Source organism: Nesterenkonia sandarakina (assembly GCF_003003175.1).
Taxonomy (GTDB): Bacteria; Actinomycetota; Actinomycetes; order Actinomycetales; family Micrococcaceae; genus Nesterenkonia; species Nesterenkonia sandarakina_A.
This window is the reverse complement of record NZ_PVTY01000005.1, coordinates 77863-104429: the sequence shown is the minus strand read 5'-3', so window position 1 is coordinate 104429 and position 26567 is coordinate 77863. Positions and strand designations below refer to the sequence as shown.

The 26567-nt window shown below is 69.6% G+C and carries 25 protein-coding genes; 15 read left to right on the top strand and 10 right to left on the bottom strand.

The features are described from left to right. The first annotated feature begins 63 nt into the window (after window positions 1–63). The 3 genes from rlmN to BCL67_RS05460 are packed head-to-tail and all read left to right on the top strand — an operon-like array spanning window position 64 to window position 5155. A complete protein-coding gene (gene rlmN / locus BCL67_RS05470) occupies window positions 64–1491 on the top strand; it encodes a 23S rRNA (adenine(2503)-C(2))-methyltransferase RlmN (RefSeq protein ID WP_219886410.1) in 1428 nt (475 codons plus the stop codon). Between the two features lie 44 nt (window positions 1492–1535). Further along, on the top strand, window positions 1536–3926 hold the full coding sequence (locus BCL67_RS05465; protein WP_106122443.1) for an ATP-binding cassette domain-containing protein: 2391 nt from the start codon (window positions 1536–1538) through the stop codon (window positions 3924–3926). Between the two features lie 50 nt (window positions 3927–3976). Further along, window positions 3977–5155, top strand: coding sequence for a pyridoxal phosphate-dependent aminotransferase (locus tag BCL67_RS05460; protein WP_106122442.1), 1179 nt, complete (start codon window positions 3977–3979; stop codon window positions 5153–5155). A gap of 6 nt (window positions 5156–5161) precedes the next feature. Here the strand turns inward: BCL67_RS05460 and BCL67_RS05455 are convergent, their stop codons facing one another. From BCL67_RS05455 to BCL67_RS05435, 5 genes are all read right to left on the bottom strand, one after another. Next, window positions 5162–6841 (bottom strand): molybdopterin-dependent oxidoreductase, encoded by a 1680-nt coding sequence (locus tag BCL67_RS05455; RefSeq protein WP_106122441.1) that lies wholly within the window; start codon window positions 6839–6841, stop codon window positions 5162–5164. Between the two features lie 54 nt (window positions 6842–6895). Continuing rightward, the gene (locus BCL67_RS05450; protein ID WP_106122440.1) at window positions 6896–7684 is read right to left on the bottom strand and encodes an anti-sigma factor; all 789 of its coding nucleotides are present in this window, start codon (window positions 7682–7684) and stop codon (window positions 6896–6898) included. Beyond that, window positions 7681–8289 (bottom strand): sigma-70 family RNA polymerase sigma factor, encoded by a 609-nt coding sequence (locus BCL67_RS05445; protein ID WP_106122439.1) that lies wholly within the window; start codon window positions 8287–8289, stop codon window positions 7681–7683. The genes BCL67_RS05450 and BCL67_RS05445 overlap by 4 nt, the downstream gene beginning before the upstream one ends. Before the next feature lie 203 nt (window positions 8290–8492). Next, window positions 8493–9212, bottom strand: coding sequence for a fasciclin domain-containing protein (locus BCL67_RS05440; RefSeq protein ID WP_106122438.1), 720 nt, complete (start codon window positions 9210–9212; stop codon window positions 8493–8495). 154 nt (window positions 9213–9366) lie between these two features. After that, window positions 9367–10842, bottom strand: a complete 1476-nt coding sequence (locus BCL67_RS05435) for an SDR family oxidoreductase (RefSeq protein ID WP_106122544.1) — start codon at window positions 10840–10842, stop codon at window positions 9367–9369. Window positions 10843–11050: 208 nt separating this feature from the next. On the opposite strand from BCL67_RS05435, the gene idi reads away from it, so the two are divergent. The 6 genes from idi to BCL67_RS15740 are packed head-to-tail and all read left to right on the top strand — an operon-like array spanning window position 11051 to window position 15679. Further along, the gene (gene idi, locus BCL67_RS05430; protein WP_106122437.1) at window positions 11051–11623 is read left to right on the top strand and encodes an isopentenyl-diphosphate Delta-isomerase; all 573 of its coding nucleotides are present in this window, start codon (window positions 11051–11053) and stop codon (window positions 11621–11623) included. Further along, on the top strand, window positions 11620–12495 hold the full coding sequence (locus BCL67_RS05425; protein ID WP_106122436.1) for a phytoene/squalene synthase family protein: 876 nt from the start codon (window positions 11620–11622) through the stop codon (window positions 12493–12495). Before idi ends, BCL67_RS05425 begins: the two co-directional genes overlap by 4 nt. Beyond that, complete coding sequence (crtI, locus tag BCL67_RS05420) at window positions 12495–14135, top strand: phytoene desaturase family protein (RefSeq protein ID WP_106122435.1); 1641 nt, start codon at window positions 12495–12497, stop codon at window positions 14133–14135. Before BCL67_RS05425 ends, crtI begins: the two co-directional genes overlap by 1 nt. A gap of 6 nt (window positions 14136–14141) precedes the next feature. Then, window positions 14142–14498 (top strand): lycopene cyclase domain-containing protein, encoded by a 357-nt coding sequence (locus tag BCL67_RS05415; RefSeq protein ID WP_106122434.1) that lies wholly within the window; start codon window positions 14142–14144, stop codon window positions 14496–14498. After that, window positions 14499–14816: a lycopene cyclase domain-containing protein gene (locus tag BCL67_RS05410; RefSeq protein WP_106122433.1), complete on the top strand. Its 318-nt coding sequence runs from the start codon at window positions 14499–14501 to the stop codon at window positions 14814–14816. It begins immediately after the preceding gene. Beyond that, entirely contained in the window at window positions 14813–15679 is an 867-nt protein-coding gene (locus BCL67_RS15740) for a prenyltransferase (RefSeq protein ID WP_106122432.1), read from the top strand. Before BCL67_RS05410 ends, BCL67_RS15740 begins: the two co-directional genes overlap by 4 nt. A gap of 21 nt (window positions 15680–15700) precedes the next feature. On the opposite strand, the gene BCL67_RS05400 is transcribed toward BCL67_RS15740, so the two are convergent. From BCL67_RS05400 to purB, 3 genes are all read right to left on the bottom strand, one after another. Continuing rightward, window positions 15701–16111, bottom strand: coding sequence for a VOC family protein (locus BCL67_RS05400; RefSeq protein ID WP_106122431.1), 411 nt, complete (start codon window positions 16109–16111; stop codon window positions 15701–15703). Between the two features lie 106 nt (window positions 16112–16217). Next, window positions 16218–16820 carry a sugar O-acetyltransferase gene (locus tag BCL67_RS05395; protein WP_106122430.1) on the bottom strand — a complete coding sequence of 201 codons (603 nt, stop codon included), beginning with the start codon at window positions 16818–16820 and terminating at the stop codon, window positions 16218–16220. A 10-nt stretch (window positions 16821–16830) separates the two neighbouring features. Beyond that, complete coding sequence (purB, locus tag BCL67_RS05390) at window positions 16831–18273, bottom strand: adenylosuccinate lyase (protein ID WP_106122429.1); 1443 nt, start codon at window positions 18271–18273, stop codon at window positions 16831–16833. A 151-nt stretch (window positions 18274–18424) separates the two neighbouring features. Between purB and BCL67_RS05385 the strand changes: the two genes are divergently transcribed. Both BCL67_RS05385 and BCL67_RS05380 read left to right on the top strand, forming a co-directional pair. Beyond that, a complete protein-coding gene (locus BCL67_RS05385) occupies window positions 18425–18931 on the top strand; it encodes a hypothetical protein (protein WP_106122428.1) in 507 nt (168 codons plus the stop codon). Between the two features lie 6 nt (window positions 18932–18937). Continuing rightward, window positions 18938–20443: a hypothetical protein gene (locus BCL67_RS05380; RefSeq protein WP_106122427.1), complete on the top strand. Its 1506-nt coding sequence runs from the start codon at window positions 18938–18940 to the stop codon at window positions 20441–20443. Here BCL67_RS05380 and BCL67_RS05375 read toward each other — a convergent pair. Then, a complete protein-coding gene (locus tag BCL67_RS05375) occupies window positions 20399–20788 on the bottom strand; it encodes a phage holin family protein (RefSeq protein WP_106122426.1) in 390 nt (129 codons plus the stop codon). The genes BCL67_RS05380 and BCL67_RS05375 overlap by 45 nt on opposite strands. Before the next feature lies 1 nt (window position 20789). Between BCL67_RS05375 and hisC the strand changes: the two genes are divergently transcribed. From hisC to BCL67_RS05355, 4 genes are all read left to right on the top strand, one after another. Next, window positions 20790–21896 (top strand): histidinol-phosphate transaminase, encoded by a 1107-nt coding sequence (hisC, locus tag BCL67_RS05370; RefSeq protein ID WP_106122425.1) that lies wholly within the window; start codon window positions 20790–20792, stop codon window positions 21894–21896. A 78-nt stretch (window positions 21897–21974) separates the two neighbouring features. Continuing rightward, complete coding sequence (locus BCL67_RS05365) at window positions 21975–23111, top strand: thiamine pyrophosphate-dependent dehydrogenase E1 component subunit alpha (RefSeq protein ID WP_258174778.1); 1137 nt, start codon at window positions 21975–21977, stop codon at window positions 23109–23111. Continuing rightward, window positions 23108–24103: an alpha-ketoacid dehydrogenase subunit beta gene (locus BCL67_RS05360; RefSeq protein WP_181255896.1), complete on the top strand. Its 996-nt coding sequence runs from the start codon at window positions 23108–23110 to the stop codon at window positions 24101–24103. Before BCL67_RS05365 ends, BCL67_RS05360 begins: the two co-directional genes overlap by 4 nt. A gap of 2 nt (window positions 24104–24105) precedes the next feature. Beyond that, complete coding sequence (locus tag BCL67_RS05355; protein ID WP_106122424.1) at window positions 24106–25614, top strand: dihydrolipoamide acetyltransferase family protein; 1509 nt, start codon at window positions 24106–24108, stop codon at window positions 25612–25614. A gap of 49 nt (window positions 25615–25663) precedes the next feature. Here BCL67_RS05355 and BCL67_RS05350 read toward each other — a convergent pair whose 3' ends face one another. Then, the gene (locus BCL67_RS05350; protein WP_106122423.1) at window positions 25664–26374 is read right to left on the bottom strand and encodes a GerMN domain-containing protein; all 711 of its coding nucleotides are present in this window, start codon (window positions 26372–26374) and stop codon (window positions 25664–25666) included. Window positions 26375–26567 lie beyond the last annotated feature (193 nt).

Here is a 26567-nt window from a genome sequence, read left to right as displayed (position 1 = left end):
TGCGCAGGGCAGGCTCAGCAATGGGCATACCAGAACACCGGCGCCCGTGGGACAATCAATGCGATGTCATCTTCGAAGAACTCGCGCCCCGCACCGTCCAGCTCCGTGCCCAAGCAGGGCTCGGCCCGCAGCGCCGCCGGGGCGCCCAGAACCACAGCCGCTTCCGCTCCCAAGAACGCCGGGGCCGCCGCCCCGCCGGTGGACGCGTCGCGTCCGCAGATCCGGCCCAAGGCCGAGGGCTGGCAGCAGCCCATGGACGCCGAGGGCCGCCCGAAGCTGCAGTTCGCGCAGCCCAAGGTCAAGCAGCCGCCGAAGCATCTGGCGGACATGACCCTGGACGAGCGGATCACTCGCGCCAAAGAGCTGGGCATCTCCGGCTTCCGCGCCAAGCAGCTCTCCGTGCACTACTTCCGGCACTACACCTCGGACCCGGATCAGATGACCGATCTGCCGGCCGAGACCCGCGAGCAGCTGGTCGAGGAGTTCCTGCCGCCGCTGCTCACCGAGGTCCGCCGGCTCAAGACCTACGACGGCGCCACGATCAAGTTCCTCTGGCGGCTCTTCGACGGCGCCATGGTCGAGTCGGTGCTGATGCGCTATCGCAGCCGGATCACCCTGTGCATCTCCTCGCAGTGCGGCTGCGGGATGAACTGCCCCTTCTGCGCCACCGGCCAGAACGGGCTGACCCGCAACATGTCCAGCGCCGAGATCGTGGACCAGATCGTCCAGGTCAATCGGGCGATCGCCGCCGGTGAGCTCGACGCCCCGAACGCCGCCGAGATCGCCGAGGAGGCCGACCATGCGGCCCTCGGTGAGGAGACCGACTTCGCCGAATCCGAGGAATCGGCAGCGGCGGGCAAGGGCGCGTCGTCGTCCTCGGGAGTGGGCCCGCAGCGGGTCTCCAACATCGTCTTCATGGGGATGGGCGAGCCGCTGGCGAACTATAAGCGCGTGATGAACGCCGTGCGCCGGATGGTGGACCCCGCGCCGGAGGGCCTCGGGATGAGCGCCCGCGGCATCACCATCTCCACCGTGGGACTGGTCCCGGCCATCCGCAAGCTCGCCGACGAGAACCTGCCGATCACCTTCGCGCTGAGCCTGCACGCCCCCGACGACGAGCTGCGCGACGAGCTGATCCCGGTGAACTCGCGCTGGAAGGCCGATGAGGCCATCGACGCCGCGTACCACTACTACAAGACCACCGGGCGTCGCGTCTCGATCGAATATGCGCTGATCAAGGACATGAACGATCACCAGTGGCGCGCCGAGCTGCTGGCCGAGAAGCTCAACGCCCGCGGCCGTGGCTGGGTGCACGTGAACCCGATCCCGCTGAACCCCACCCCGGGCTCGATCTGGACCTCCTCGGAGCCCGAGGTGATGCGCGCCTTCGTGAACCGGCTCGAGTCCCTCGGGGTGCCCACCACGCTGCGCGACACCCGCGGCAAAGAGATCGACGGCGCCTGCGGCCAGCTCGCCGCGGCGGAAGAGTGACCCGCACGAACATCCCGGAACACTGCTAGCTAAGGACTGCCCCGATGACTGATCTCGCACGCCGCCATGACGTCATCGAGGTCACCGGAGCGCGGGAGAACAACCTCAAGGGGTTCAGCCTGCAGATCCCGAAGCGGGCGCTCACGGTCTTCACCGGGGTCTCCGGGTCGGGAAAGTCCTCGCTGGTCTTCGGCACGATCGCCGCAGAGTCCCAGCGGATGATCAACGAGACCTACAGCGCGTTCCTGCAGGGGTTCATGCCCAGCCTGAACCGCCCGGACGTCGAGGATCTCCAGGGCCTGACCGCGGCGATCGTGGTCAACCAGGAGCGCCTCGGCGCGAACATCCGCTCCACCGTGGGCACCGTGACCGACGTCAACACGCTGCTGCGGATCCTGTTCAGCCGGATCGGGGAGCCGCACATCGGCGGCCCGCAGGCCTTCTCCTTCAACGTGGCCAGCGCCAGCGGGGCCGGCGCGGTGAGCTTCGAGCGCGGGGGAGAGAAGACCAAGGAGCGTCGCGAGTTCAGCGTCACCGGCGGGATGTGTCCGCGCTGCGACGGCCGCGGACAGATCAACGACATCGACGTCGGCCAGCTCCTCGACGAGTCGCTCTCGCTCAACGCGGGCGCCATCACGGTGCCCGGCTACAAGGCCGGCGGCTGGTCGGTGCGGTACTACTCGGAATCCGGCTTCTTCGACCCGGACAAGCCGGTGCGCGACTACACCGAGCAGGAGCGCCACGACCTGCTGTACCGCGAGCCGGAGAAGGTCAAGATGAGCGGGATCAACATGACCTATCAGGGGCTGGTGCCGCAGGTGCGCAAGTCCATGCTGGGCAAGGACCGCGACGCCATGCAGTCCCATATCCGCAGCTTCGTGGACCGCGCCGTCACCTTCGTGACCTGCCCGGAGTGCGACGGGACCCGGCTGAGCGAGCTCACCCGTTCGGTGACGGTCCAGGGCCGCAACATCGCCGAGGTCTGCGCCATGCAGCTCAGCGACCTCGCCGAGTGGCTGCGCGAGCTCGAGGTGCCGGCCATCGCCCCGCTGCGCGCCTCGCTGCTCGAGACCGTGGAGCACTTCATCGAGATCGGGCTGGGCTATCTCAGCCTGGATCGGCCGGCCGGCACGCTCTCCGGCGGCGAGGCTCAGCGGGTGAAGATGATCCGCCACCTGGGTTCCGCGCTGACCGACATCACCTACGTCTTCGACGAGCCCACCATCGGCCTGCACCCGCATGACATCGCCCGGATGAACACGATGCTGCTGCGGCTGCGCGACAAGGGCAACACCGTCCTGGTGGTCGAGCACAAGCCCGAGACCATCGAGATCGCCGACCACGTGGTGGACCTGGGCCCCCGCGCCGGGGAGGCCGGAGGCGAGCTGTGCTTCGAGGGCACCGTCGCGGACCTGCGCAGCGCTCAGACGCTGACCGGGCGGCACCTGGACTACCGGGCGCAGGTCAAGGACGCGGTGCGGGAGCCGAGCGGTGCGCTCGAGATCCGCGGCGCCCGGACGAACAATCTGCGCGACGTCGACGTGGACATCCCCACCGGAGTCCTCACCGTGATCACCGGAGTGGCCGGATCAGGCAAGTCCACGTTGATCGAAGGCAGCCTCGCCGGCCGAGACGGTGTGGCCTTCATCGACCAGACCGGGATCAAGGGATCCTCCCGCTCGAACCCTGCCACCTACACGGGCCTGCTGGAGCCGATCCGCAAGGCCTTCGCAAAGGCCAACGGGGTCAAGCCGGCGCTGTTCAGCGCGAACTCCGAAGGCGCCTGCCCCACCTGCGGCGGCGCCGGGGTCATCTACACCGAGCTGGGCGTCATGGAGACCGTGGCGAGCCCCTGCGAGGACTGCGAGGGTCGCCGCTTCCGCCGCGAGGTGCTGGAATACACGCTCGGGAATCCCGGCGACGGGGGTGGTGACGGGGGCCGCGGGGCGCTGAACATCAGCGAGGTGCTCGACCTCTCGGTGGACCAGGCGCAGGAGTTCTTCTCTGCCGGGGCTGCCCGGCTGCCCGCCGCGACCAAGATCCTCACTCGACTCTCCGACGTCGGGCTGGGCTACCTGCGACTGGGGCAGCCGCTGAACACCCTCTCCGGGGGCGAGCGGCAGCGGATCAAGCTGGCCACCAAGATGGCCGATCCCGGCGGGGTCTACGTGCTGGACGAGCCCACCACCGGGCTGCATCTTGCCGACGTGGAGAACCTGCTGGGCCTGCTCGACCGGCTGGTGGACTCCGGAACCTCCGTGGTGGTGATCGAGCACCACCAGGCGGTGATGGCCCACGCGGACTGGATCATCGACCTGGGCCCGGGAGCCGGCACCGACGGCGGCCAGGTGGTCTTCACCGGCACACCCGCGCAGCTGGTCGCCGAGGCGAGGACGCTCACCGCCGAGCATCTCGCGCGCTACGTCGCCGGGTGAGACCTGGCGGGTGAGAATCCTGGCCGGGCGCGACTCGATAGGCTGGAGCGATGATGCCTTCACAGAGATCTCAGGTGCCCGGATTCGAGGTGATGAGCATCCTGGCGCGCATCGATGCGATGCGCGCAGCTGGACGGGATGTCGTCTCGCTGACCGCGGGGGAGCCGGGCTCCGGCGCCCCGGCGGCGGTCAATCAGGCCGCGGCGGAGATCCACGCCAGCAACACGGTGCTCAACTACACCGCCGCGATGGGGATCGCTCCGCTGCGCGAGGCGATCGCCGAGCACTACCGAAGCTGGTACGGGGTCACGGTGCCGGCAGAGCGGATCGCGATCACCACCGGATCATCCGGCGCCTTCATGCTGAGCTTCCTGGCGGCGTTCGATCCCGGTGACCGGGTCGCGCTGGCCCGCCCCGGGTACCCCGCCTACCGCAACATCCTCACCGCGCTCGGGATCGAGGTGGTGGACCTGGACTGCGGACCGAAGGAACGGTTCCAGCCCACGATCGCCCAGCTGAAGGAACAGCTCGACGCCGGCCACAGCCTCGCCGGACTGATCCTGGCCTCCCCGGCGAACCCGACCGGCACCATGATCGAACGAGCCCAGCTGAGCGAGCTGGCCGAATGGTGCGCCGACCACGGCGTCCAGCTGATCAGCGATGAGATCTACCACGGGATCAGCTACGGGGCCGAGAACGTGAGCGCCACCGAGATGGGGGAGGAGGCCGTGGTCATCTCGTCCTTCTCCAAGTACTGGGGGATGCCCGGCTGGAGGCTCGGCTGGATGGTGCTGCCCGATCACCTGGTGGACCCGGTCTCGCGACTCGCGGGGAACGTGGCGCTGTGTCCGCCGCACGCCACTCAGCTCGCGGCGGTGCAGGCGTTCAGCCCTGAGTCGCTGGACTTCGCCGCCTCCCAGGTCAGCGGGTACGCCGCGGCCCGGGAGCGGGTGCTGGGACTCATCCCGCAGCTCGGCTGGGGCGAGGTCGCTCCGGCCGACGGCGCCTTCTACGTCTACGCCCATCTCGGCGAGCAGCTCGAGCGCTTCGGTGACTCACCGAGCTACTGTGCCGCACTGCTGGAGGGCGCGGGCGTCGCCGTCGTCCCGGGCACCGACTTCGACCCGGTGGCGGGGCATCACTGGATCCGGCTCAGCCTGGCTCCGGGGGAGCAGGCGGTCGCGGAGGGGCTGCGCCGGATCCTGGAGTTCCAGCAGCGCTCAGGCTGAACGCCATCACTCCACGCTGAACTCGATCCGGTGCTGACCGGTGGCCGCGTTCGGGATCGGATCTCGGCGCTCGTCGGTCTGGGTCTCCCCGGCTGCGTTGATCGCGCGCACGGTCACCGAGTGGCGACCCGAGTCGACGTCTGCGAAGGTGTGCCTCCACTGGCGCCAGGTGTCGATGTTGACCTCGTCGGCCAGCTCCACGGACTCCCAGTCGCCGTCGTCCAGGCGGACCTCGACCTCGGAGACGCCCTCGTGCTGGGCCCAGGCGCTGCCGGCGACGACGACCTCCTCGCCGCTGGAGACCCGAGCCAGCGGCCGGGGGACATCGATGCGGGAGGCGACCAGGATCGGGCCCTCGGCGTCCCAGCCGCGGTCGGTCCAGTAGGCGGTCTCCGCGTCGAAGCGGGTGACCTCCAGCTCGGTGACCCATTTGGTGGCCGAGACATAGCCGTAGAGGCCGGGCACCACGAGCCGGGCCGGATAGCCGTGCTGTGCCGGCAGGGGCTCGCCGTTCATGCCCACGGCGAGCAGGCAGGCGCGGTCCTCGTCGGTGAGCACCTCCAGCGGAGTCGACGCCGTCCAGCCGTCCACGGACCGGGAGAGCACCATGTCGGCCTCGCCCAGCGGGCGGGCCCGCGCGAGCAGCTCGCGGATCGGGTAGCCGAGCCAGGTGGCGTTGCCGAGCAGGTCTCCGCCCACCGGGTTGGAGACGCAGGCCAGGGTGATGTGGTGCTCCTCCAGCGGCAGGTCGAGCAGCTCCGCCATGTCGATGGTGATCTCCTCCTCGACCAGGCCGTGGATCCGCAGCGTCCAGTCGTCCGGGGCGAGCTCTGGGACCACCAGGGCCGTGTCGATGCGGTAGAAGTCGTTGTTCGGCGTGATGAACGGGGCCACCCCGTCCACGCCGACGCTGGCGCCGGCCGGGATCGCTGCGGCGGGCACCGCGGGGGTGGGCAGGACCAGCCGTGCGGCGGCCTCGCCAGCTCCGACGCCGAAGGCGTTGACCGAGCGTCCGAAGGTGATCGAGCCGGCGGCGATGGCGGTGCCGGCGGCGGCCAGCCCGAGGAAGCGACGCCGCGAGTGCGCGTGCTCATCCTCGGTGCTGGGGCGGGTCGCGGCGGAGCGGCGGGTCTCCGCTGGCCGGGAATCAGTGAGCGGCGAGCCTGAGCGATCGGCCTCGGCCGCGCGGGTGAGGCCGGTGGCGGCTCCGCTGAGCAGCAGCAGGCTGAAGATGCCCAGTCCGGCGCCGATGATGGTCGGCAGCGCGTCCAGCGGGGAGCTCTCGGGGCGCAGCAGCACCACCATGAGCAGGATTGCGGCGACCACCGCGACCAGTGCCACGCCGAGGCGCAGGCTGCGTCGGGCCACGGCGCCGATCAGGGCCGCCAGGATCATGCCGACGATGCCCATGCTCAGGTAGAGCACCAGCTTGTTGTTGCTGCCGAAGAAGGAGATCGCGAAGTCCTGCAGCCAGCTGGGCGAGAGCGTGATGATCGTGGAGCCCAGCGAGACCAGCGGCGAGGAGGCGGGGCCGAAGAGCTGCGCGATGAGATCGGCCACACCCAGGAAGATCGCGGCGGCGAGGATGCCGGCGAGCAGATGCGGAATCAGGTGGCGCCGACGTCGCCCGTTCCGGCCGGCGTCCGGACCTGTGGTCCCGGGGGTCTCATGCGCTGTCTGAGTCATGTCTGGGGTTCGGAGCGGAGGGGGTCATCGGATGGGTCAGGCTGCGATCACGGATCAGAGATCCGCGAGGACCACCGGGTCGGTGGTGGGCGCCTCGGATCCGCCCGCCGGCTCCACCGTGACTCCGAAGGTCATGTCCTCGTCCATCGCGAGGTCGGTGAGCAGCTCGGTGCTGGTGCCGGTCATCAGGCCGGCGCTGTGCGCGCCCTCCTCATCGATCAGCCACAGCTGCATGGTCTGATCCTCGGGAAGCTCCGGCATGTCGTGCGGGGTCAGGTGCAGCATCTGCTCGGAGACCGAGTAGGCCAGGGTGAGGCGCCCGCCCACGGTGGCCTCGGCCTCGGTGAAGGCAAGATCAGAGGCGCTGAGCAGCCGCTGGGTGCGCTCACGCTCTGCCTCGGCGACGGTGAGCGACTCTTCGATCTGGCTGGTGTCCTGCTGCTGGTTGATCAGCGCGCCCGCCAGCACAGCGGAGAGCAGCAGCAGCGTGGAGGCGGCCAGGGCGAAGAGCGCGGTGCTCGGGCGCCGGGTGCGTGCGGGGGTGGTGGCCGGCGGGGTGGTGGCCTGCGGGGTCACAGACTCCGTTGTGGCGGCAGGTGCCGCCGTGTCGGCTTCAGCCTGCTGGTGCAGGCGGGGGATGCTGAGGATCGCCGCTTCGGTCTCGGCGCTGGGAGCGATGGCGTCGTCGGTCTCGGCCAGCAGTCCCAGCGTCTCGCTGAAGGAGGCGACCTCTTCGGCGAAGTCGGGGTCGGAGGCCTCGAGGTCGAGCGCCTCGAGCATCTCGGCGTCGGCGAGGGTCCCCAGGGCAAGGCCGGCTGCCAGGTATTCGCGATCGGCGTTCATCCGGCACCTCCTAGCTGGGCCCTGAGTCGTCGCATGCCGTCTCGTATTCTAGATTTCACGGTTCCGAGCGGCACATCAAGTCGTCGTGCGATCTCGGAATGGGAAAGTTCTTGGTAGTAGGCCATCGCGATGGCGGTGGCCTGCTCTTCGGGAAGCGTCTGCAGCGCGGTCTGCGCGCGAGCCGCCTCCACCTGAGTGAGGACTGTGTCCTGGACGTCGGGCTCAAGAACATGAGCCTCTTTCACCCCTTGGGTGAAGTCTCGGTTCTGCTGGGCCTGTACCGCTCGGACCCGGTCGATCGCTCGGCGTCGACACATGGTGGTCAGCCATGCGCGTCCGCTTCCGGCCTGAGCCCGGTAGCTGTGGCAGTTGACCCAGACTTCGGTGAAGATCTCCTGAAGAACTTCCTCGGCGAGCGATCTATTCCGCAGCACCCGCAGCGCGGTGGCCAGCAGGATCGAGCTCTGGTCGCGGTAGAGCTGCTCGAAGGCCTGCTCGTCGCCCTGCTGGATCTTCAGCAGCAGGGCCCCGCATGGATCGGCGGGGGCACGCAGGGGGAGCTGCGCGCCGTCGGCGGCTGACCCTGGACTTCCCGTCTCGTGCATCCCAACAGGATGCCACACCCGAGGGGGTGATCTCTGCACGAGTCGGGTCCTGGCGACCCCCAGCGTCTTTGTCGCTGGACCAGTCGGCCGGAACCGACGACGGCGGCGCTCCGCGTCCCAACAGGTGGGTGGGTGCCGAGCGCCGCCGTCGTCATGGTCCAACTGCCGCGGGAACGGTCGTCAGCGACCGAGCCCGCCGAGGATCACTCCTCTTCGGCTGCTGCCGGCATCAGGACGGCGTCCACCATGTAGACGGTGGCGTTGGCGGTCATCACGCCGCCGCAGACGAGGCCGGCGTCGTCGAAGGTGAGGTCATCGCCCTCGCCCTCGATGGTCACGGTCGCGCCGTTGACGGTCTCGTGCTCGCCGGCGATCTCGTCAGGAGACAGCTGGCCGGGGATGACGTGGTAGGTCAGCACGTCGGTCAGCATGTCGGCATCCTCGACCACTGCGTTGAGGTCTTCCTCGGGGATGGCTTCGAAGGCGTCATCGGTGGGAGCGATCACGGTGAACTCGTCACCGTTGAGCGTGTCGACCAGGTCGACATCGGGGTTCAGCTCGCCGGAGACTGCCGCGGTCAGCGTGGTCAGCATCGGGTTGTTCGAGGCGGCGGTGGCCACCGGATCCTCGGCCATGCCGCCGACGGAGCCGTCACCCTCGGGGACCTCTTCGGCGTATGCCTCACAGGAGGCGCCGACCAGGTTCGCCGCGGGATCGGATTCGTCCATGGACTCCTCGTCCATGGGCTCCTCTTCCTCCATCGACTCTTCGTCCATGGGGGCCTCTGACTCAGTGGTCTCGGCCATCTCCTGGTCGGACTCTGCAGCCGGCTCCTCCGCGTCGCCGCCGCAGGCGCTGAGGCCCAGCAGGGCCACCATGCCGATTCCGAGCAGGGAAGTGGTTTTGCGCATCTCGGTCTTCATGACTGAATCTCCTGTTGGTCGCACGTTGGTCTGATTCACAGCCACTGATCGTGGTGTCGACCAGGCCATGTACGCAGAGTTCGGAGCCAGAGCAGGATCGGATGGTGGAGATCTGAAAAACTTTTCTGCGCCGCTGCGCCGCTGCGCCGACAGGTCAGGCCTTGGCGCTCGCCTGTTCCGCGTCGGCGAGGATCCGGGCCGCCATCTTCTTGAAGATGATGGCGTGGAAGGGGGTCACTCCCAGCCAGTAGGCGCGCCCGGCCAGACCGCGCGGGAAGAAGATCGCGCGCTGACGGTAGCGGGAGCCGGTGCCCTCGGGCTCCACCATGAACTCCAGCCATGCCTGCCCGGGGACCTTCATCTCGGCCCGGAGGCGCAGCAGCCGGCCGCGGTCGAGGTCCTCGACCCGCCACCAGTCCAGGGTGTCGCCCAGCGCCAGCTGACCGCGACTGCGCCGTCCACGTCCCATGCCGACCCCGCCGACCAGCTTGTCGGCCAGTCCGCGCAGCGCCCAGGCCCGGGAGAGCGAGAAGTAGCCGGTCTCGCCGCCGATGCCTTCGATCACGGCGAAGACCGCCTCGGGGGATGCGGTGGAGAGCCGTTCACGCTCATCGACCAGCACCGAGCGTCCGGTCCAGTCCGGGTCCGAGGGCAGCGATTCCGAGGGCACGTCCAGCGGGTGGGCCGCGGCCCAGGTGGTCTCCACCCGGTCTGCGGAGATCTTGTCCAGGGCGAGCCGCACCGAGGTCTCGTAGTCGGTGAGCCCCTCTTCGGGGGCGGGGATGATGTCGTCGATGATCTGGTCCTTGACCACACAGTCGTGCTGCAGCGACTCCACCAGCGGGATCGCCAGCGTGCGCGGGATCGGGGTGACCAGGTTGACCCATTGGGCCGCGAGCCAGGGGGTGAGCACCGGCAGCGCGATCACCCGGGGCTCGTTGAGCCCGGCGGTCCGGGCGTAGATCTTCATCAGCTGGGCATAGGTGTGCACATCGGGTCCGCCGATGTCGGCCCGGACGCTGGACTCCAGCGTGATGTCCATCGCGCGGGTCAGGTAGTGCAGCGCATCGCGCACCGCGATGGGCTGGATCTGGTTGAGCACCCACTTCGGGGCCGGCATGACCGGGAGCACGTCGGTGAGGTGGCGGATCATCTCGAAGCTGGCGGAGCCCGAACCGATCACCAGTCCGGCCTGCAGGGTCAGCGTGGGCACGCCGCTGGACTCCAGGACCTCTCCGACATGGACCCGGGAGCGCAGGTGGGCGCTGAGCTCGCCCTCGGCCGTGTCCGGGTGGAGGCCGGCCAGGTAGACGATGTGGTCGACGCCGGCCGCCTTCGCCGCGGCGCCCAGGACCTCGGCGCACCGCTCGTCGAGCTCTTCGAAGCTGCGGTCCGAGGTCATCGAGTGGACCAGGAAGTAGGCGGTGTCGGCGCCTTCGCAGAGCTCCCGGGCGGCTTCGGGGTCGGTCAGATCGCCTTCGACGACGGTGACCTCGTTGACCCAGGGCACGTCGCGCAGCGCCTCGGCGCGGCGGGTGAGCACCCGCACCTCGTGTCCTGCGCGGAGCAGCTGGGGCACCAGCCGTCCTCCGATATATCCAGTCGCTCCGGTCACCGCTGCTGTTGCCATCTTGCCCACATCCTCGCTCGGGGATCACCGCGGCTTCATCGGCGTCTGAGGCCGTGCCGCGGCACGTAGCCGTCAATCTAACACCGTCGTCTGCGCGGGCTCTGAGTAAGTCAGCCGCGAGTCAGCTCCCCGTCTCGGTCACGTCTTATCCACGCTGCGAGTGTGACGAGTCCCGCACGCAGGCGCCTTCTGTAGCTATGCTCGATCCATGACCTCAGGCTCGTCCTCGACAGAGGAACACGTAGTTCTCCTTTCGGAGGCCGGAGTGCCCGTGGGCTCCGCCCCGAAGGCGACGGTGCACACCGCAGACACCCCGCTGCACCTCGGGTTCTCCTGCTATCTCTTCGACCCCGCGGGGCAGCTGCTGCTCACCCGCCGGGCGCTGACGAAGCAGACCTGGCCGGGGGTCTGGACCAACAGCTTCTGCGGACATCCCGGTCTGGACGAGGAGCTCCCCGACGCCGTGCGCCGGCGGGCCCGCGAGGAGCTCGGAGCGGAGCTGACCGAGATCCGGGCGGTGCTGCCGGACTTCAGATACCGCGCGGTCGACGCCAGCGGCGTCGTGGAGAACGAGATCTGCCCGGTCTTCACCGCGGTCCTGACCTCTGAGCTGGACCCGGTGCATGCCGAGGTCAGTGAATTCATGTGGGCGGATGCGCCGGCGCTGCAGCGCGCCGTCACCGATGTCCCCTTCGCGTTCAGCCCCTGGATGGTCGAGCAGCTTGCCGAGATGGACCGGCTCGAGAGTCCGCGCCAGTCCGGTGCAGGTGCCCCCGCGTGAGCGCACCCGCTGATCCCGCAGAACACTTCACATGGGCCGCCCGCGCCGCGGCCGATCGGGTGATCTCCTCCTACTCCACCTCCTTCGGCCTGGCCACCCGGCTGCTGGGACCGCGGCACCGCAGCCATGTGCGCAGCATCTATGCCCTGGTCCGGGTCGCCGACGAGGTCGTCGACGGCGCGGCCAGCGCCGCCGGACTGGATCCTGCGGAGAAGGCCGAGGCGCTCGCGCACTACGCCGAGGAGACCCGCCGGGCGCTGACCCGCGGGTACAGCACCGACCTGGTGGTCCACGCCTTCGCCCGCACCGCCATCGAGGCGCAGATCGGGCTGGAGCTGATCGATCCCTTCTTCGACTCGATGCGCGCGGACCTGGAGCCCGCCGCATTCGGCGTCGCCGAGCACGCGAGCTACGTCTACGGCTCCGCCGAGGTGATCGGGCTGATGTGCCTGCAGGTGTTCCTGCGTGAAGAGCACCGCACCGAGGCCGAACGCGAGACCCTGGTCAGCGGGGCACGTGCACTGGGAGCCGCCTTCCAGAACATCAACTTCCTGCGCGATCTCGCCGAGGATACCGACGAGCTTGGACGCGACTACCTGGGCGGCGGCGAGGGCCTCACCGAGGAACAGCGTCAGGAGTGGGTGGACACGGTCCGTGGACAGCTCGCCGAGGCCCGTGCCGCGATGCCGCTGCTCCCGCGCGACGCCCGCACCGCGGTGCGCAGCGCCTGCGCGCTCTTCGAGGCGCTGCTCGAGAAGATCGCAGCGACCCCGGTGGAGGAGCTCTACCACTCACGAGTCCGGGTCTCCAACGCCTGCAAAGCGGGACTGGCCGCCCGGGCCGCCCTGACCACACGACTGGAGACCCACTGATGCCACGCACCATTGTGATCGGCGCCGGAGTCGCCGGACTGGCCAGCGCCGCGCTGCTGGCCCGCGAGGGCCATGACGTGCTGGTCCTGGAGAAGGGTGATCGCACCGGCGGGCGCGCCGGGATGCTGGCCACCGACGGCTTCCAGTTCGACACCGGCCCCTCCTGGTATCTGATGCCCTCAGTGTTCGAGCACTTCTACAACCTGATGGGCACGACGGCGGCCGAGCAGCTCACGCTGGTGGACCTGGACCCGGCCTACCGGGTCTACTCCGAGCCCGAACCAGGCCAGGCCCCGCCGGCCCCGGTGGATCTGCCCAAGGGCGCGGACCGGGTGCGGGCGCTCTTCGAGGAGCTCGAGCCCGGCAGCGGGCCGGCCCTGGACAAGTACATCGCCTCGGCCAAGCGCACCACCGAGATCGCCGAGCGACGCTTCCTCTACAACCCGTTCAAACGGCTGAACAACCTTGCGGTGCCCGAGGTGCTCAAGTCCGCCCCGGAGCTCGCGCAGCTGCTGCTGACCTCGCTGGAACGCTTCGTGCAGCGCCGCTTCAAGCACCCCGTGCTGCGCCAGATCCTCGGCTACCCGGCCGTCTTCCTGGGCACCCGTCCGCAGGACGCGCCGGCCATGTACCACCTGATGAGCGCCCTGGACCTCGACGACGGCGTGCGCTACCCGGTGGGCGGCTTCTGGGAGGTGACCGCGAGCTTCCGGCGTCTGGCAGAAGGTGCGGGAGCCACGATCACCACCGGCGCGGAGGTCATCGAGATCCTCACCGAGGCAGGTCCGCGCCGCTCCCGGGTGCGTTCCCGACTCACGCCCGGCCGGCGGCGGGTGGCCACGGGAGTGCGCTGGCGCGACGAGCACGGCACCGTGCATGCCGAACATGCAGATCATGTGGTCTCGGCCGCGGATCTGCACCACACCGAGACCAGGCTGCTCTCCGAGCAGGACCGCAGCTACCCCGAGGACTGGTGGGACAAGGTCACGTCCGGCCCCGGCGCGGTGCTGGTGATGCTCGGGGTGCGCGGGAAGCTCCCGGAGCTCGCCCACCACTCGCTGTTCTTCACCCGGGACTGGACGGCGAACTTCGAGTCCATCTTCGGTGCCGACCCCTCCATCCCGACTCCGGCCTCCTCCTACGTCTGCCGGGCCAGCGCGAGCGAGCCAGGTCTGGCCCCGGATGATCACGAGAACCTCTTCGTGCTGATCCCGGTCCCGGCCGACGTGACCCTGGGCGCGGGCGGCCGCGACGGCGCCGGCGACCCCGCCGTGGAGCAGATCGCGCAGGCGGCGATCGAGCAGATCGGCGGCTGGGCCGGAATCGAGGACTTCGAAGAGCGGATCGTGCTGCGCGAGACCATCGGTCCTGCCGACTTCGCCGCAGACTACAACTCCTGGCGCGGCTCGGTGCTGGGCCAGGCGCACACGCTGCGCCAGTCAGCGATGTTCCGACCGCAGAACGTCTCGCCCACTGTGGGCGGGCTCTACTACGCCGGAGGGACCGTGGCCCCGGGGATCGGTGTGCCGATGTGCCTGATCAGCGCGGAGCTGGTGCTCAAACACATGCGCCGGGACTACAGCGCCGGACCGCTGCGCCCGGAGTCCCTGGGCGCAGGCACCGTCAGGAAGGCGGGCTGAACCAGCGTGTCGTTCCTGTACCTCGCCGGGCTGCTGGCCGCGACCCTCTGCATGCTGCTCATCGATCGGCGCTTCCGGCTGTTCTTCTTCGCCGACCCACGGGTGGCCGCGGTGGTGACCCTGCTCGGCGTCGTCTTCTTCCTGGTCTGGGACTTCGCCGGCATCGGGCTGGGGATCTTCCTGATGGGTCAGAGCCAGTACCTCACCGGCGTCGTGCTCGGGCCCGAGATGCCGCTGGAGGAGCCGGTGTTCCTGATGTTCCTGAGCCTGTGCACCATGATCATCTACACCGGTGCCGCGAAGCTCCTGCGGCATAGGACCGAGCAGAGCCGATCGAGCGCGCGCATCCCGGGAGGTTCCTAGATGGCGTATCTCTGGCTGAGCCTGGCCTTCATGGTCCCTGCGGTTCTCGCCGCGGTGCTGATGCGCCGCAGCATCCACTGGGGTGCGGTGGCACTGACCACTGCGGTGCTGCTGAGCCTCACCGCGGTCTTCGACAACGTGATCATCGCGCTCGACATCGTGCGCTACGGCCACGAGCACCTGATGGGTCTCTACCTGGGGATCGCCCCGCTCGAGGACTTCAGCTACTCGCTGGCCGCGGTGCTGCTGCTTCCGGCCGCCTGGCACCTGCTGCGCCGGCGAAGCGTCGAACGCGGCGCTGAGCGGGCGGCGCAATGAGCCTGATCCGCCAGCTGCTGCTCTCTTCACGTCCGTTCAGCTGGATCAACACTGCTTTTCCGTTCGCGGCCGCGTATCTCTTCGCGGCGCGGGAGATCGACTGGGTGCTGGTGCTCGGGGCGCTGTTCTTCCTGGTCCCTTATAACGTGGCGATGTACGGGATCAATGACGTCTTCGACTACGAGTCCGACCTGCGCAATCCCCGCAAGGGCGGCATCGAGGGTGCGCTGCTGCACCCGGACCTGCACGCGACCGTGCTGTGGATCTCCGCGCTGAGCACCGTGCCGCCGGCGCTGCTGCTGATGCTCGGCGGCGGCCCCGCCAGCTGGGCCGCGATGCTGGTGAGCCTGTTCGCGGTCGCCGCCTATTCGGTCAAGGGTCTGCGGTTCAAGGAGCGGCCGTTCCTCGACTCGGTGACCTCCAGCACCCATTTCGTGAGCCCCGCAGTGGTCGGGTTCGCGCTCGCCCATGACCGGGTCGGCTTCACCCCGGGGCCCACGGTGCTGATCATTCTGGGCGCGTTCTTCCTCTGGGGGATGGCCGCCCACGCGTTCGGCGCGGTCCAGGACGTGGTGCCCGACCGTGAAGGCGGCATCTCCTCGGTCGCCACCGCGATCGGCGCACGGTCCACCGTGCGGGTGGCGGTGCTGCTCTGGGCCGGAGCCGGGGTGCTGCTGCTGCTGGCACCCTGGCCCACCCCGCTGGCCGCGCTGCTGGTGATCCCCTACGTGGCGATCTCGCTGCCCTGGTGGAACGTGACGGACGAGACCAGCGCTGGGGTGAACTCCGGCTGGCGAAAGTTCATCTGGCTCAACTACGGCTGCGGATTCCTCGCCACGATGATGCTGATCTGGATCTGGTGAGGCGCGATCTGGTGAGGGTGTTCAGCGCGAGGCGTTGACCATCCAGGGGACCCCGAACTTGTCGGTGAGCATCCCGAAGGTGTCGCCCCAGGGCGACTTGGCCAGCGGCTCGGTGATCTCTGCCCCCTCGGAGAGCTTGGCCCACCACTGCTCGAGCGTGGAGTGCTCGGCGTCGTCGGGGGCGCTGTTGCTCAGCGACACCGTGCCCAGCACGCTGGTCATCCCGGGAGGCGCATCGGCGGCCATCAGGTGGACCCCGCGGTCGATGAACAGCGACCCATGCATGATCAGGTCCTTGGTCTCATCCTCGGCGCCCATGCCCTGGGCGAAGGTCATCATCTCCAGCTCTCCGCCGAGCGCCGAGTGGTAGAACTCCAGAGCCTGGCGGGCTGTTCCGGGAAACTGCAGGTAGGGGGTCAGTCCGATGGTCATGACGAGCCTTCCGTGGTCGATCTCAGGGGGACCTCGCCATTCTGACCTGGGATCGAGCGCGGGGGAAGACCTGCAGACCCGGCGGTGCCGCTGCGGCTCGCCGGCGTCAGCCCTCCAGCTGCCGGATGACCCGCGACGGGTTGCCCACGGCCACGCAGTTCGCCGGGATGTCGCGGGTGACCACAGAGCCTGCTCCGATCACAGAGTTGCGACCGATGGTGACTCCGGGGCAGACGATGACGCCGCCGCCGAGCCATACGTTCTCCTCCAGCGTGATCGGCTCCGCGGATTCCCACTTCTGCCGCCGCGGCTCCGGATCCAACGGGTGGATCGGGGTCAGCAGCTGCACGTTGGGGCCGAGCAGGCAGTCGGCTCCGATCCGGATGGGGGCGACGTCCAGCGCCACCAGCCCGGTGTTGATGAAGACGCGGTCACCGATGGCCATGTGCACCCCGTAGTCCACCGAGAGCGGGGGACGGATCGCCACGTCGTCGCCGAGCTCGCCGATCAGCTGCGGCAGGAGCGCGGCAGCGGCGGCGTCGTCGCCTTCGGCTGCGGCCTGGCTGTAGCGGTGGGCCAGCTGGTGCGCGGCGAAGGCCCGCTGAAGGATCTCCTCATCGGCCCGGTACCAGTGCCCGTCGCGCAGACGCTGGTACTGGGTCCGGTGGTCGTCGGCGAAGGCCCCGTGGTCATGTGCTCCGTGGTCCACAGGGTGCCGCTCAGCCGAACTGCCTGGCCAGCTGGGCGGCCAGACCGGTGTACGTGCCGGGGGTCAGCTGGGCCAGTCGGGACTCGGCGTCCTTGCTGAGTCCGAGTCCGGTGACGAACTCCTTGAGCTTCTCGGCGTCCACCCGGCGGCCGCGGGTGAGCTCCTTGAGCCGTTCGTAGGGGTTCTCCATGGATTCCACGCCGGCGATGGCCTCGGCGCGCATCACGGTCTGGATCGCCTCGCCGAGCACCTCCCAGTTCGCATCGAGATCCGCCGCGATCACCTCTTCGGCGACGTCGAGCTGCTTGAGCCCCTTGCTCATGTTGGTCAGCGCGAGCACCGAGTGTCCCATCGCGGTGCCGATGTTGCGCTGGCCCGAGGAGTCGGTGAGGTCGCGCTGCCAGCGGGACTCCACCAGGGTGGAGCCCAGCGCGTCGAGCAGGGCGTTGGAGATCTCGAGGTTGGCCTCGGCGTTCTCGAAGCGGATCGGGTTGACCTTGTGCGGCATGGTCGAGGAGCCGGTGGCGCCGGCGACCGGGATCTGCCGGAAGAACCCGATGGAGATGTAGCTCCACACGTCCACGCAGAGCCCGTGCAGGATCCGGTTGAACCGGGCCATGTCGGCGTAGAGCTCGGCCTGGTAGTCGTGGGATTCGATCTGGGTGGTGAGCGGGTTGAAGGTCAGGCCCAGCTTCTCCACGAACCGCTGCGCCAGGGAAGGCCAGTCGGCCTCCGGGGCGGCGGCGAGGTGCGCCGCGTAGGTGCCGGTGGCGCCGTTGATCTTGCCCAGGAACTCCTGGGCCTCGATCCGGCGCAGCTGGCGACGCAGCCGGTGGACGAAGACCGCGATCTCCTTGCCCAGCGTGGTCGGGGTGGCCGGCTGTCCGTGGGTGCGCGAGAGCATCGGCACCTCGGCGGCGTCCTGGGCCAGCTCCGCCAGTCCGTCCAGGGCGGTGCGCGCGGCGGGCAGCCAGACCTCGGCCACGGCATCGCGGATCCCCAGCGCGTAGGAGAGGTTGTTGATGTCCTCGCTGGTACAGGCGAAGTGCACCAGCGGGGTGAGCTCGCTCAGCCCCAGCCCCTCGAGCCGGCGCGCGATGAAGTACTCCACGGCCTTCACATCATGGTGGGTCTGCGCCTCGATGGCGCCGAGCTCCTCCAGCTGTGCCGTGCCGAACTCGGTGACGATGCTGCGCAGCCCGCTGACCTGCTCTTCGCTGAGCGTGGGCAGCCCGGAGAGCACCTGCTCGGCGCAGAGGTGGATGAACCACTCGACCTCCACGTGCAGGCGGTGCCGATTCAGCGCCGCCTCGGAGAGGTGATCCACCAGCGGGGCCACCGCGCTGCGGTAGCGGCCGTCCAGCGCGCCCAGGGCGATCTGCGGCTGGGCATCGGCGAGCCGGACGCGGGTCGGAGAGACGGTGGGCGCAGCGGAATCAGTGGAGTTGGCCATGGCCCGATTCTTTCATGAGTTTTCCCCAGCACCGGCGAGGACGACGCCGCCTGACCGGGTGATCCACGGGCGCCGCTGCGGTGGAGCGCCGACCCGGGAGGGGGCCTAGATTGGCGATCACCAGCACACCGATACCAAGGAGGGATCACTCGTGATCTTCTCGCGGGCCGCCCACCAGCTCGAGGAGGCTGCGCAGCACTATGACCAGGCGGCGATCCGGCTCGACGCCGTGGCCGAACGCGGCGAGGACTGCGTGCGGGCGGTCTTCGCGGCCCGGGAGCAGGTGGCGTGGCAGTCTCCTGCCGGGCAGGCGTTCACCGCGGTGACCTTCCACCAGGTGCAGGAAGCCCGCAGACGCCAGTCGCGGGTCTCCGAGATGTCCGCGAGCGCCCGGTCGATCGCTGATGACCTGCGCGAACAGGCGCACCTCGCGCAGGTGCTCGCCGCCGCGCTCGAGGTGGCGCTGGCCGCGGGAGCAGGTGGAGCCGGGGGAGTGGGCGCCGCGGTGGACGGCGTGATCGAGGGATCGGCCGCTGCCAGCGGGCAGGCGCTGGTGCAGCGTGCCCGAGAGGCCACAGACAGCGCCGAGGGCTTCCTGCGGTTCATCCAGTCCCAGGGCGGTCTGCCGCTGGGGCGCCTCGCCGACGGGCCCCGGTGAGCGACGATGTACGTCATCACCGAGGACCACTACGGCGATCCGGCGCCGCGCGGATTCTCCGTGCAGGCCCACGGGGGACCCACCGAGCTGAACCTGGTCCTGGAGAGCCTGCTGCTCGCGGCGCAGGGGCTGACTGCGGCCGAGGCCATCGTCGAGGAGCAGCGCAGCACGCTGGGCGGCCTCAGCGTCGAGCTCTTCGGTTCGGCGGCCGGACTCGCGCTGCATCCGAGGATCCCGCTGCTCGCGGCCCAGCTGGGGATCAGCCTCGCGGAGGCCTCCGTGGGAGCCTGGACCATGGGGGAGACCGCGCGCGCCGTGCGCATCGCACAGGAGCGCTACCGGGACACCGAGTCGCTGCTGATGTCCTCGTTCGGCACCGTGCGGCACCTCGCGCAGTTCCCGCAGATCTATCCGCACCTGGTGGACCCGCAGGGAGACAAGGCGCTCGCCGACGCCTGGGGGCGCACCGCCCTGGTCAGCCTTGGTCAGGGGTCCCAGCTGCTGCTGAGCCTGCTCGCCAGGAAGCACCCGGTGCTGCGTGCCACCGAGGACGGTGCCGGGCTGGTGACCCAGTCGCTGCTGGAGAAGGCCCGCCGGATCTCCCGCGAGAGCACCCAGACGCTCGCGCCGCAGACCCATCGGCTGCCCGCCACACCGGTGGAACGGCTCAGCGAGCACCTCCAGGCCCACTCAGAGGTCGCGGAGCTCGGTGACTTCAGCATCTCCTCAAGACCCCGGCCGGGAGAGCGTGCCCGGCACGTCATCCACATCCCGGGGCTGGAGCTGCCCGAAGGACTGGAGGAGCTCGACCTGGACGGACTCGCCGCCGGAGAGCTCGATCTCAGCGCGGGGCGCGGACTCAACAGTCTCCTGGACGCCGGGACGAATGACTCCGCGCATCTGCAGGGCGTGATCGACCAGGCGCTGCAGGACTCAGGCGCGCTGCCCGGGGATGAGCTGGTGGTCACCGGGTACTCGCTGGGCGGGCTGCATGCGCTCAACATCGCCGCCGGGGGAACCCTGGCGAGCAAGTACCGGATCTCTCAGGTGGCCACGGTCGCTGCTCCGGGCCGGGAGGGTCCCGCGCCGCGCGGGGTCAGGACCACGAGCTTCCAGGACGCCAACGACCCGGTGCCGCGCCTGCTCGGCGGGCCCGGCGAGCTCTCGGCGGAGCGGGTCCAGGTGACCTACGAGCGCCAGGACCCGCGGGCCCGGCCCGGGGGAGTCTTCGGGGCCAGCCACAGCCTCGCACACAACATCGAGGCCATCCGGCTGCTCGAGGCGCAGGCGCCGGAGCACCTGGACCAGGGCCAGCGGGCCCAGCTCGCGGAGCTCACCGAGTCCCTGCGCGGCGATCACGAGACCACGGTCTACTCCACCGACTGGGACTCCGCCGGGGTGGAGCGGCTGCAGCAGACCATTGCAGAACTGGCCGGGCGCCTGGAGGATCTGCCCGCCGTGGGCGGCTCAGGCGTCGAGCGGGCGCAGGATGAAGCGGTTGAGCAGCGCTGAGACCAGGGCCACCACGATGGAGCCGAAGACCGCGCTCCAGAAGAAGTCCTCCACCACGAAGTGCACCGGGGTCCAGGAGGTCAGCCAGGCGGTGAGCACCAGCATGCCCGCGTTGATGACCACGGCGAACAGCCCCAGCGTCAGGCAGGTGATCGGCAGCGACAGCAGCGAGATGATCGGCTTGATGACCACATTGACCAGACCGAAGACGGCCCCCACGAAGAGGAAGGCGAGGATCGTCGCCCCGGTGCCCTGTTCGGCGCCGTCCACGTAGATGCCCGGTACGAGGAAGGCCGCTGCGGCGAGGGCCAGGGCATTCAAAATAATTGCCAGTAGGATTCTCACGATGACTATGTTCTCACGCGCCGGGTCGATCACCCCACGGGAAAGCGTCAGCCTTCTGCCCGCCTATGCCGCAGGCAAGCCGCCGAAGGCGGCCGAGGGACTCACGCCCTACAAGCTCTCCTCGAACGAGAACCCGCTGGGCCCGGTCCCCGCGGTGGTCCAGGCGATGGCCGCAGTGGACACGCTGCACCGCTACCCCCACCCCAACGCCGAGAACCTGCGCGCCGGGCTCGCCCAGGTCCTCGACGTCTCGGTCGAAGACATCGTCGCCGGCACCGGCAGCCTCGGCGCGCTGACCCAGATCATCAACGCCTTCGCCGGATCCAACAGCGACGGCAGCCAGGACGAGGTCATCTACGCCTGGCGGTCCTTCGAGGCCTACCCGATCGTGGTCCGCACCGCCGGAGCCAAGGACGTCACGGTCCCGGTGCTCCAGGACGGACGCCACGACCTCGAGGCGATGCTCGCCGCGATCACCGAACAGACCAAGGTGCTGCTGCTGTGCACCCCGAACAATCCCACCGGCCCGGCGCTGCGGCACAGCGAGGTCGAAACCTTCCTGGCCAAGGTGCCCAGCGACGTCGTCGTCGTCATCGATGAGGCGTATCAGGAGTTCGTCCGCACCGAGGATCCGCTGGACGCGCTGGCGCTCTACCGGAAGCACCCCAACGTCGCGGTGCTGCGGACCTTCTCCAAGGCACACGGCCTGGCAGCGCTGCGCGTGGGCTACTCCATCGCCGGGCAGGAGATCACCCGCCACCTGCGCGTGGTCGCAGCCCCCTTCAGCGTCTCCACCCTGGCCGAGGTCGCGGCGCTGGCCTCGCTGGAACACCTCTCCGAGGTTCACGAGCGGGTCGACTCGCTGGTCGCCGAGCGTGACCGGGTCAGCGCGGCCCTGGCCGAGGCCGGCTGGACGATCCCCGAGGCGCAGGGCAACTTCGTCTGGCTCCCGCTGGGCGAGCAGACCGCAGACTTCGCCGAGGCGGCCGGGCTCCAGGCCCTGGCGGTGCGCGGCTTCCCCGGTGAGGGTGTGCGGGTCACCATCGGTGAGGTCGAAGCCAATGATCGATTCATCGAGTTGTGCCGGACCTACAGATTCGAAGCCTGAGTCGAGCTGACACAATGAACGGTGGTCGTCCTCACCTGCGGGGCGTCCATCAGCGGTGCCATCGGAGAGGATCACACTGTGCAGCCAGAAGAGGTGCAGCCCGTCCAGCTGCTCACCCCCGAGGGGAAGCTCACTGAGAACGAGGTCTACAGCCCGTTCATCGCCGGGCTGAGCGCCGAGCAGCTCCGTGAGCTCTACCGCTATATGGCGATGGAGCGGCGGCTCGACGCCGAGGCCACCTCGCTGCAGCGCCAGGGACAGCTCGCACTCTGGGCGCCGGCACTGGGCCAGGAGGCCGCCCAGGTGGGCACCATCGCGGCGATCAAGTCCTCCGACATGGTCTTCCCCACCTATCGCGAGCACGCCATGGCGCTCTACCGCGGGATCTCCCCCGAGCAGCTGCTGACCCTGTTCCGGGCCACCCGGCACACCGGATGGGACCCCAGCGAGCACAACTTCCACGTCTACACCCTGGTGCTCGCCGCGCAGACCCTGCACGCCGCCGGCTGGGCGATGGGGATCAACCAGGACCGGCGCACGGGCAGCATTCCGCGGGACCGCGCCGAGGACGAGATCGTCGTGGCCTGCATCGGTGACGGGGCCACCAGCCAGGGCGACATGCACGAATCGATGGTCTTCGCCGCCTCCTATGAGCTGCCGCTGCTCTACTTCATCCAGAACAACCACTGGGCGATCTCGGTGCCCACCCGGACCCAGTCCCGCGGACCGCTGGTCAACCGCGCCAAGGGCTACGGGATCGAGGGCGTCCGGGTCGACGGCAACGACGTCCTGGCCAGCTACGCGGTCGCGAGCCGGCTCTCCGGGGACATCCGCGCCGGCAGGGGGCCGAAGCTCATCGAGTCGGTCACCTACCGGATGGGCGCCCACACCACCGCCGACGACCCCACCAAGTACCGCAGCTCCGCGGAGGAGCAGCTCTGGGAGGGCCGTGATCCGATCCGGCGCTTCCGCACCTGGCTGAGCTCCGAGGGCCACGCCGACGAGAGCTTCTTCACCGATGTGGACGCCGAGTTCAAGGACCTCGCCGCGGACATGCGCAAGTCCGTGCTGGCCCTGGAGTCCATCGACCTGGAACGCGTCTTCGACACCGTGTACTCGGAGCCGCACCGCCAGGTGGAGACCGAGAAGGCCTGGCTGAAGGACTACGAAGCAGGATTCGCGGAAGAGCAGACGGAGGCGGGCACCGCACGATGAGCGGGATCAAAGAGATGGTCATGGCCAAGGCGATCACCGCGGCCCTGCGCGACGAGCTCGCCGCAGACCCGAAGACGCTGCTGATCGGCGAGGACATCGGCGCGCTCGGCGGGGTCTTCCGGGTCACCGAGGGGCTGCAGGCGGAGTTCGGCACCCACCGGGTGATCGATTCCCCGCTGGCCGAGTCCGGCATCGTCGGCACCAGCATCGGCATGGCCATGCGCGGCTACCGCCCGGTCGTCGAGATCCAGTTCGACGGCTTCGTCTTCCCGGCGTTCAACCAGATCACCACGCAGCTGGCCAAGATGCACAGCCGCACCGACGGCAACGTCAAGGTCCCGGTCACCATCCGGCTGCCCTACGGCGGACACATCGGCTCCATCGAGCACCACTCCGAATCTCCCGAGGCGCTCTTCGCGCACACCGCCGGCCTGCGCATCGTCGCGCCGTCGAGCCCGCAGGACGCGTACTGGATGACCCGCCAGGCCATCGTCAGCGACGACCCGGTGATCATCCTCGAGCCCAAGCGCCGCTACTGGCTCAAGGGCAAGGTCGACATGGAGAACCCGGCGCCGGATGCGTTCCGCGCCCAGGTGCTCCGCACGGGCACCGACGCGACCATCGCCACCTACGGGCCCTTGGTGCCGGTGGCGCTGGCCGCCGCCGAGGCCGCCCGGGCCGAGGGGCGCAGCATCGAAGTCGTCGACATCCGCTCGATCAGCCCGCTCGACGACGAGACCATCGCCCGCTCCGCCGCCAAGACCCAGCGGCTGATCGTCGCGCACGAGGCGCCGACCTTCGGCGGCATCGGCGGAGAGATCGCCGCGCGCGTGGCAGAACGCGCCCACCACCGGCTGCTGGCCCCGGTGCTGCGCGTGGGCGGATTCCATATGCCCTACCCGCCGTCGTCCCAGGAGCACCGGTACCTTCCGGACATCGATCGGATGCTGGAAGCCGTGGACCGCAGCTTCAGCTACCAGAGGAGTGCGTGAGCATGGCTGAGACCTTCAACCTTCCCGACGTCGGCGAAGGCCTGACCGAAGCCGAGGTCGTCACCTGGCGCACCACGGTGGGCGCGACCGTCGAGGTCAACGACATCGTGGTCGAGATCGAGACCGCCAAATCCCTCGTCGAGCTGCCGGTGCCCTTCGCCGGAGTCGTCACCGAGCTGCTCGCCGCCGAGGGCGAGACCATCGAGGTCGGCGCCCCGCTGATCCGCATCGCCGCCGAGGGCGAAGACCCGTCCGCGGCTCCAGGGGCCGACGCCGCTGCGGCGACGGATGTCCAGGAGGCCGCCGAGCCGCCCGCCGGCGAGGACAAGCCGGGCCGCTCACGCTCGAGCCGCGGGAAGAAGGCGGCGGCGCAGAAGCGCGAGGACGCCGAGCGGGCAGAGTCCGAGCAGAAGGGCGCCGCACAGCAGGATTCGGCGCAGAACGAGGCGCTGGTCGGCTCCGGCCCGAAGGCGGACTCCGCCTCGCGACGGTCACGGACCCGTTCCACCGCGCCGGACCTGGTCGACCTCGAGGGACTCGAGATCGCCGCCCCCGCACCTGCCGCCGGTGCCTACACCGACATCGCCGACATCGTCGCGCGGGCCAGCCCTCCGGTGCGGGCCCTGGCCAAGCGCCTCGGTGTGGCCGTCTGGGAGCTCGTCGGCTCCGGCCGCAACGGGCAGATCACCCGGGACGACGTCGAACGGCAGGCCAGGCAGAAGCGTGAGCAGCGCGCCTCCGGTCAGATGCCCGCCCCCGGGGCCCCGTCCCCGGGTCGCCGCAAGAGCACCCCTGCCGAGGAGGGCCTGCTCTACGAAGGACCGCGCGAGGAGAACATCCAGGTCCGCGGCGTGCGCAAGGCCACCGCACGCAACGTGACCGCCTCGGCGACCACCGTGCCGCATGTCTCGGTGTTCAAAGAGGTCGACGTCACGCGCACCATGGAGCTGCGCCAGGTGCTGAAGCAGGATCCCAGCTACGAGGGGCTGAGCGTCTCACCGATGCTCTTCGCCGCCAAGGCGATCATCTGGGCGGTGCGGCGCAATCCGCAGGTCAACGCCACCTGGCATGACACGCACTACACGTTGAAGAACTACCTGAACCTCGGCGTCGCGGCGGCGACCCCGCGCGGCCTGGTGGTGCCGGTGATCCACGAGGCTCATGCGTTCAACACCCGCGGCCTGGCCGCGGCGCTGACCCAGCTGACCGTCGACGCGCGGGAGGGTCGGACCACTCCGGGGGAGATGCAGGGCGGCACGGTCTCGATCACCAACATCGGCTCGCTCGGGCTGGACAGCGGAACCCCGATCCTGCCCCCGGGTCAGGCCTCGATCGTGGCGCTGGGCGCGGTGCGCAAGAAGCCCTGGGTCGTGGAGGGACAGATCGTCCCGCGCGACGTCATGGTCATCGGCGGATCCTTCGACCACCGCCTGATCGACGGCGATCTCGCCGGACGGTTCATCTCCGACATCGCGGCCGTGATGGAGCAGCCGGGCCTGCTGATCGACTAGCGAGGCGGGCCGGGGTCGGCCGCGCCGGAGCCCGAGGACCAGGCCCGGCTCAGTGCTGGATCTGGCTGATCTGCAGCCCCTCGCGGTCTGCGGGGAGTCCCAGGACCTCGGCCAGCGGCTGACCGTCCACGGTCACCTCGCTCTCGCCGGCGCCGGTCGCGACGCGGGCGGTGGTCTCGATCTGGGCCAGGATCTGCCAGGACTCACATTCCCCGGTGGTCACCGGCTCGCCGCTCAGGGCGACGAGCACCGTGTCGTCCTCGACCTCGACCGAGTCCACGCTGAGCTCCTCGGAGGCGGCCAGCGCGTTGTAGAACGCCGGCGAGCCATGGGAGGACAGCCGGTCATCGATGAGGAACTCCAGCGCTGCCACCGCGGGGTCCTCGGTCACCATCGGCACGGACCGGACGACCGAGACCGTGTCGCCGCAGCCGAAGGGGGCGGTGCGGGCGATCTCGATCTGCTGGGTCTGCTGACCCGCACCGGTCTCCTCCACTGGACTGCCCGGAGCCTGCTCACCCTCCAGGGTGCCCTCGCCATCCAGAGGTGCCGCCTCGGACTGGCCATCGGGGGTGACCATCGCCAGCGGGAGCCGCACCGAGTCGTCGTCCTCGACCTCCGGCTGAGGCATCGTGTTGCTGGGCTCCTCCTGCTCCGTCGGCTCCGGATCCGAGGGGCCGCAGCCGGCGAGCAGCAGTGCGAGCCCGAGGCCGCCCGCGCTGACAAGCATGCGAGCGCGGGGGCGGGGGGTCAGAGTCATGGGTCCAGAATAGGAGCTGCGCCCGCGCACACCGAATCCTCGGCACCGCTCGGGGCCCTTCGACGCTGTGCGGCTCTCGTGGACACGGTCGAGGTGCCCGGGGCCCTGGCGGGCGGAGGGCGCTATGACGGGGGCGGCCCTCCGCCCGCGGAATGGGATGAGGAAACCGGGTGCACTCGGGGGCGGTAGTCAT